Annotated in this window: 6 protein-coding genes and 1 pseudogene; 5 read left to right on the forward strand and 2 right to left on the reverse strand. The window is 62.5% G+C overall.

The window, feature by feature from the left end; all coding sequences use genetic code 11:
* Positions 1-25 precede the first annotated feature (25 nt).
* Positions 26-1792 carry a GNAT family N-acetyltransferase gene (locus ACHIRB_RS21000; protein WP_395125605.1) on the forward strand — a complete coding sequence of 589 codons (1767 nt, stop codon included), beginning with the start codon at positions 26-28 and terminating at the stop codon, positions 1790-1792.
* Between the two features lie 94 nt (positions 1793-1886).
* On the opposite strand, the gene ACHIRB_RS21005 is transcribed toward ACHIRB_RS21000, so the two are convergent.
* Both ACHIRB_RS21005 and ACHIRB_RS21010 read right to left on the reverse strand, forming a co-directional pair.
* A complete protein-coding gene (locus ACHIRB_RS21005; RefSeq protein ID WP_395125606.1) occupies positions 1887-2489 on the reverse strand; it encodes a class I SAM-dependent methyltransferase in 603 nt (200 codons plus the stop codon).
* A gap of 26 nt (positions 2490-2515) precedes the next feature.
* Positions 2516-3643 carry a helix-turn-helix transcriptional regulator gene (locus tag ACHIRB_RS21010; protein ID WP_395125607.1) on the reverse strand — a complete coding sequence of 376 codons (1128 nt, stop codon included), beginning with the start codon at positions 3641-3643 and terminating at the stop codon, positions 2516-2518.
* A 61-nt stretch (positions 3644-3704) separates the two neighbouring features.
* Here ACHIRB_RS21010 and ACHIRB_RS21015 point away from each other — a divergent pair, with 61 nt between their 5' ends.
* The 4 genes and pseudogenes from ACHIRB_RS21015 to ACHIRB_RS21030 all read left to right on the forward strand — a co-directional run.
* The gene (locus ACHIRB_RS21015; RefSeq protein WP_395125608.1) at positions 3705-4223 is read left to right on the forward strand and encodes a cupin domain-containing protein; all 519 of its coding nucleotides are present in this window, start codon (positions 3705-3707) and stop codon (positions 4221-4223) included.
* A 161-nt stretch (positions 4224-4384) separates the two neighbouring features.
* Positions 4385-5851, forward strand: a complete 1467-nt coding sequence (locus ACHIRB_RS21020; protein WP_395125609.1) for an MDR family MFS transporter — start codon at positions 4385-4387, stop codon at positions 5849-5851.
* A gap of 76 nt (positions 5852-5927) precedes the next feature.
* Positions 5928-6413 (forward strand): SRPBCC family protein, encoded by a 486-nt coding sequence (locus ACHIRB_RS21025; protein ID WP_395125610.1) that lies wholly within the window; start codon positions 5928-5930, stop codon positions 6411-6413.
* Between the two features lie 153 nt (positions 6414-6566).
* A pseudogene (locus tag ACHIRB_RS21030) lies at positions 6567-6710 on the forward strand (oxygenase MpaB family protein); the annotation flags it as partial.
* Between the last annotated feature and the right edge of the window lie 59 nt (positions 6711-6769).

Raw genomic sequence — 6769 nt, forward strand, 5'->3', positions numbered from 1 at the left:
TTAACCGGAGCGATAGGGTACTGCCATGCGGCTGACCAACGTCACGCACCTGCGCCTGCCGTTCGGACGACTGTGGGGCTACGACGTCACTGCGTCTGCCCTCGACCGGCGTCTTCCGGTGTCGTTCGACCAGCACGCCCACGTCGCGGCAGGCGAGCGGCCAGGTTCCTGGATGGCCTTGTCTTTTCGGTTACCGAGAGGCATTCGCCGTGAGTCGATCGCCGACGCGTGGCTGAGTGTCATCGCCCGACACGGCACGCTTCGAACTGCATTCGTGCTCGGTGCGGATGGTGAGCCGGAACTCTACGAGCTCGAGGTTGGTCAGGGGGTCTGGGTCGAGCATCGGATAGCTCCTGGTCAGGCCGTCAACGATGCGGTGCGGGACGTTCTCGATGCCGCGTGTGCGCCGTACCAACAGCCCTCGCACCGGCTGTGTGTCCTCGAGACTGCTGCCGGACTCACGGTGTTGATCGGGGCCGACCACTCTCATGTCGATATGTGGTCGATGTTGGTGATCGCGCGCGACCTGCTCGCGTTGCTCACCGCTCGGCGGCCGGGCGCAACGTCGTTGCCGGGGCGCGCGCCGGCATTCGTCGAACACACCCAACTACTGCTGGATCGAGCTGCGGCGCCGGATCACGTTCGGCAGCGCTGGGCGCACATCATCGAGGACAGCGGCGGCGTGATGCCGCGATTCCCGCTGTCGCTCGGTGCACCCGAGCCGCAGCGCGAACGTGTCGAAGTGCGCGATGTCTTCGATCTCGACGACGGTGCCGCATTCGCTGCGCAGGCCCGCGAAGACGGTGTCTCGACGCTTGCACTCGCGGTTGTCGCGATGACCGCGGTGACCCGCGAGTTGGCGGGAACCCCGCTGCGAGCCGTTTTCCCGGTGCACAGCCGGTACGACGACAACTGGCACGATTCGGTCGGCTGGTTCATCACCAACTCGGTACTCGAGTCGGCGGTCGCCGAGCCGCGTGCGGCGGCAGCTGCGGTGAAACAGGCTGTGCAGCTTGGCTCTTGGCCGCTCGCGGACGTGCTCGCTCCGTGGGGCGGCATGCCCATAGCCCCGGGTATGTTCGCGATTTCGTGGCTGGACCTGCGGAGACTGCCGGTGCGAATCGACTCCGTCGGACTCGATGCGCAATACGTGAGCGCAACTATCCATACCGACGGCGTCATGCTGTGGTTCATCCTCGACGAGTCCGGTCTGCACCTGCGGTGTCGTTATCCTGACACCGTCGAAGCCCGGGTCAACGTCGGCGCTTGGCTCGATCTGTTGGTCGCCCGCTTGCAGACAAGTGCGCGATCCTCCGTTCGAGGACTCCTTCGGGTAGGGGGTCGGACCTTCAGACTCGAACGCGCGAGTCGGGACGACGTCGAAGCGATCGCAGCCCTGCTGTCCGACGATCAGTTCGGCCCGGATCGCGAGGGCGTCGAGCTCGAACGATACGAGGCGGCCTACGACATGGTCGCTCGCGACAGTTCCAACTATCTCGGGGTGGTCCGCAATGGTGACGATCGCGTCGTTGCCACGATGCAATTGACCGTCATTCCTGGGCTTTCCCGAGGTGGTTCCATCCGACTACAAGTCGAGGGACTGCGAGTTGCGGAGGCCGAACGTTCCAAAGGGCTCGGCACCGCGATGCTCGAATGGGCACACGACTACGGGCGTGCGCGTGGGGCGCAACTTGCACAGGTGACTACCGACGAGGCCCGCGAACGGGCGCGCGTGTTCTACACCAGGCTCGGCTATCGCTCCGCCCACGTCGGGCTGAAGCGGGGCCTGTAGTCGGGAACTGCTCAAAAGCGCTGAGCCAATGTGATATTCGACCCGAATAGCGGTACCACTGTCACATTGGCTCCGCGCTTTCTGCCTGCGGCGCCTAGTTCGCCCGTACTGCCAGTGCTGCGTGCTGTCGAACAAGATCTGTGCCAGGTCGTTGGACTCGTTCGATCTCTTCGAAGCCCGCAGCAGCCAGCGCCTTCGACATCTCGTCGATCGGCCAGCGGTAGGCCGTCGTCACCTTGTGGTCGAACGGTTCGACTGCGTCGCCGAGAAAGAAGCCGACGACAAGAGTCCCACTGTCCGACAGCAGCTTTCGGAATCGGCTAAGTGGCACTGCCAATTCGTCTGGGGCGCAATGGATGAGCGAGTACCACGCGAGAATTCCGCCGAGTGACTCTTCGGGTACATCCACCTCGAGCATCGAACCGACGTCGAAGGCGATATCGGGCCGGATCGATCGGGCGTTGTCGATGAACTCGGGTACCAGGTCGATACCCCGAACATCGCGACCGAGGTCGGCCAGAAAGCCGGTTAGATGGCCAGGACCACAGCCGGCATCCAGCACGACCCCGGCGCAAGTGCCGAGGTGTCGTTCGATGAACTCGAGGTCGTCGGGATCGGTTGCGCCGATTTCACCGATCAGCCGGATGTAGGTATCGGCGATAGCGGAGTAGCTGCGTCCGACGCGGTCGTTGTCCATTGCGCCGACTCTACGAGTGCGCCGGCTCAGCGGATCGAACCCCGCGCGGGCCCGCCGCGGATGGGCTTACCTACCTGAGTGCGTGTTTCGTTGTCTCGAAGACGTGGCTCGTAGAAGCCGAAGAAGACCTTGCCGACGAGTTCGCGACGACTGTTGACAGCTGTCTTGTCGAAAATGTGCTTGAGGTGCTGCTGTACCGTCTGCGGTGCGACCACCAGTTGTTCAGCGATGTCGTTCGTCGAAAGACCCTGCAGCACAAGGCGAGTGATGTCCTTCTCTCGTTCGGTCAGATCGTAGGCATCCATGAGCAGCGGAGCGAGGCGGTCGGCGTCGGTTTGCTCGATGATGACAGCGACACGGCGGTGCCCATCGGCGACCATCGGAGCACCATGCAGCGTGAGCCACACCCCGAGCGAATCGCGAACTCGCGCAACCGCCGGAAGTGACAAGGCGTCGTTGAGGGTCCGGGCCGCGACCGAGGTCACAACAGACGGCAACTGGTTCTCGCCGTAGCCGGGCAGCCGCTGTAGCAATTCGTGCGCCCCTGGCGTCATGGACTGCGTCTTCCAATCCTCGTCGACGACGATCAGGCTCGGAGCCATCCCGTTCTCGCGGTCGATGGCTTCACCGATCAGCAGGCCGCGCCGTGCCCCTTCTGCCATCGGGCGAGCCACGTGAGCGAGGAACTCCCGTTCGCTCGTCGAGAATTCGGGTCGATCCGGTTCCCGGAACAGTGAGACCGTCGCCCACGGTGTGCCGTTTCGACTCCGCAACGGCACCATTAGTTCCTGGTCAGCTCCATACGCTGCGACGAAGTTGCGCCAACATTCACTTATTTCAGGTCGGCCGCCGGTGATTTCGTGGACCGTCGCGGTACGAAGGTCGGATCGCGCGATGTCTGCCATCTTCCACACATCGTCACGCTGGTATTCGTGCGCGAGGTAGTCGGCCGAGATCTCGGGAACCGCCGGATCGAAATGGCTTGTCACCAAAAGTGATTGCGGGTCGAGCGTTAACCAGCATGGTGCCATGTAGTTGGGGACCGCGGTCGCAAGCACGTCGCTGCATTCGCGCCAGAATGCTGCGACGTCGAGACCTTGCGCCGCAAGCCGGACGATCTTTGCGGCACTTCGCTCGAGCAGGTCGGCGGTCATCTGTCGAGCGTTGCAGAAATGTCGATGCGCAGGAATACCAGATTCAGGGAATCGACCCGAAGTGCCGATCCGGCGATGGTTCACTCATGATTCCAATCGTGTAATCCGCCCCTCGCAGGGGGAAATCCTCGGACCGATCGACGGTGTCCGCGACCGGTTCCTGATCGACTCGCACCAGACCGAGGGCCGCCTCGCGGTGGTCGAGCATCTGCTTGCGCCGCGCTCGATCGCCGCGCCCGTGCATCGCCACCACCTCGAAGACGAATTCACCTTCGTCATAGAGGGCAAGCTCGGAGCGATCTTCGACGGCGTCGAGGTATTCGCAGAGCCCGGCGACCTGATCCTCAAACCGCGGGGGGAGTGGCACACCTTCTGGAACCCGAGCGACAAACCCACTCGGGTGCTCGAACTGATTACGCCGGGCGGTCTCGAAGATTTCTTCCGCGAGATCGACCTCGGCGTAACAGACGAGGAACTCGAGAGGCTCGCGGCCGCCGCGCAGTGCGACGTCGACATGCAACAAACCGGTCCACTTCTGGAGAAATATGGGCTGACCTTCGGAAGGGAAGTCGCCCACTGAACCTGTGAGGCTGCTCACTCGGTTCGGCGTTATCCCTCGGCCCCGACAAAATTCGTTCGATATTTTTGCCCGTCTCGTGTCGAATCGTCTACACCGCGTTCGACGTATCTATAAGCGGGTGGTCACAAGGGCTGCACCGAACACCGATCCGAGGGGGTCCTATGACTGTCGCCACCGATGTAGTCGATCCGGATGACCTAGACCTGGAAGTAACAGCTGACAAGGCCAGCGGGAAGACGCCGCTCATCGTCAAGCTGCTCGTCGCGGCGACGTTCGTGGTGATTCTCAACGAGACGATCATGATCAACGCGATGCCGAGCCTGATGGTCGACTTCGAGGTCACTGCCCGTACCGCACAGTGGTTGTCGTCGATATTCATGCTGACCATGGCAGCCGTCATCCCGATCACCGGCTGGTTCCTGCAGCGCGTCACGACTCGCACCGCGTTCACGGTCGCGATGGTGGTGTTCGGAACCGGTACCGCAATCGCCGGGTTGGCTCCGACGTTCGAGGTGCTGCTCGCTGCGCGCGGTATTCAAGCCGCAGGCACCGCTGTGATGATGCCGCTGCTGATGACGACCTTGATGCAGGTTGTTGCCGAAAAGGATCGTGGTCGGGTCATGGGCCAGGTCACGCTTGCCATCTCGGTCGCACCGGCGCTCGGTCCCGCAATTTCGGGCCTGATCCTGCAGCTCGGGTCGTGGCGTCTGATCTTCGCGTTCGTGCTGCCCGTTGCTGCCGGCGTGACGGTGTTCGGACTGCGTCACCTGAAGAATGTCGGCGAGACGAAGGTCGGGCCGGTGTCCTGGACGAGTGTCGCGTTGGCAGGCATCGGGTTCTCTGCGCTTGTGTACGGACTCAGTGAGATCGGTGCGCGTAGCGGTGGACAGCTCGGCGTGATCATCGGCATCGGCGTGGTTCTCGTCGCAGCGTTTGTCGCGTACCAGCTGCGGCTGCAGTCGTCGGGGAGTCCGTTGCTCGATCTGCGGACGCTGAAGCACCGGAACTACGCTGTCACGCTGGTCCTGATGTCGATCGCATTTATGGCATTCCTCGGTTCGATGATCCTGCTCCCGCTGTACCTGCAGGACATCCGTGGTCTGTCCGCTGTGCAAACCGGGTTACTTGTTATGCCGGGTGGGATCGCGATGGGCCTGCTCGGACCGCGGGTCGGCCGGATCTACGACCTGAAAGGCGCACGCGTCCTGGTCATTCCGGGTGCGATCGTCATGGTTGCTGCACTCGGTGCGTTGACCCGGATTCAAGCGGATACTCCGTACGCGCTGATCCTGGCCGTCCACGTGATCCTGATGGTGAGTTTGGCGGCCATCTTCACGCCGGTCTTCACACTCGGTCTCGGCGATCTGACACCGGAGCTCTACTCGCACGGCAGTTCGCTGCTCGGTACCTTGCAGCAGGTCGCCGGTGCGGTCGGCACCGCAGCCCTGATCGTCATTCTCGAGAATCGGTCGAGTGCGCTCGTCGAACGGGGCTCGGAGGCCGACGCGGCATTCGTCGGGGGACTGCAATGGGCGTTCATTGCCGGCGCTGTGCTCGGCGTGATCGTTGTCGCGCTCTCGCTGCTACTTCCGCCCAAGCAGGAAGGTGCCGCCGCGAGCGTGCACTAGAACCCGCGAGGCACGGTTTGTGAAGGGTCGGCGCCGTTTGGCGCCGACCCTTTGCCGTGCGCCATAGAGTGGCGGAATGGGACGAACCGACGAAGCATCACGCGTAGTCGATGCTCCACTTTCTCGCGTGTACGCGGCGCTCGTCGACCCGACCGCACTCGTCGAATGGCTGCCGCCCCAAGGCATGACAGGCCGATTCGAACATTACGAGGCCCGGCCTGGTGGCACGTACCGGATGATCCTGACCTACGACGTAGTACCTGAAGGTGGCGGAAAGGCCGGTGAAGACTCTGACGTCGTGGAGGGTCGTTTCATCAAGATTTCACCCGACGATCGTGTCGTTTCGGCCGTCGACTTCGCGTCGGACGATCCGTCGTTCGACGGGACTATGACTATGACGTGGTCAGTCTCGACGGTTGCCGACGGCACACGCGTCGATCTGCGCGCAGACGATGTGCCTGTCGGTATTTCGGCGGAAGATCACAAGGAGGGGATGGAGTCCTCGCTGGCCAACCTCGCTGCGTACTTCGATGAGCGTGGGGATTCGCCCGGCTCTCGCTGACCGAATTCAGCCCTCGTTGTGGCGGCAGGTGCGTAGGCTCCAATAGAGGACAAAGCCGTCCTTTTGTACACTCCTAGGAGTCGTCCCATGGCTGCTCTTCTTGACATCAACACCGTCTTCACCGCCATCGACAAGCTCGGAAAAGTCGGTGATATTCGCATCGACCTCATCAAGAAGAAATACGAGCCTGCCGCCGATTACGGCTTCTTCGGTCCCGGGTCGGTGACCTGGAAGGTGTGGACTTATCCCAGTTCGGCGCTGATGGGATTTATGCGTGCCGTCACGATCGAGCAGCTCGTGGCAGGTCCCCGATAGTCGGACCACATCGTTCTAGAGCCGAATTCTGATTGAGGTCA

It is taken from the genome of Antrihabitans spumae (assembly GCF_043944905.1).
GTDB classification, from domain to species: domain Bacteria; phylum Actinomycetota; class Actinomycetes; order Mycobacteriales; family Mycobacteriaceae; genus Antrihabitans; species Antrihabitans spumae.

Excerpts from the sequence above, each read along its gene's own strand:
- ACHIRB_RS21005 (WP_395125606.1), bottom strand. The coding sequence starts at position 2,489 with ATGGACAACGACCGCGTCGGACGCAGCTACTCCGCTATCGCCGATACC.
- ACHIRB_RS21025 (WP_395125610.1), top strand. The coding sequence starts at position 5,928 with ATGGGACGAACCGACGAAGCATCACGCGTAGTCGATGCTCCACTTTCT.
- ACHIRB_RS21020 (WP_395125609.1), top strand. The coding sequence starts at position 4,385 with ATGACTGTCGCCACCGATGTAGTCGATCCGGATGACCTAGACCTGGAA.
- ACHIRB_RS21000 (WP_395125605.1), top strand. The coding sequence starts at position 26 with ATGCGGCTGACCAACGTCACGCACCTGCGCCTGCCGTTCGGACGACTG.
- ACHIRB_RS21010 (WP_395125607.1), bottom strand. The coding sequence starts at position 3,643 with ATGACCGCCGACCTGCTCGAGCGAAGTGCCGCAAAGATCGTCCGGCTT.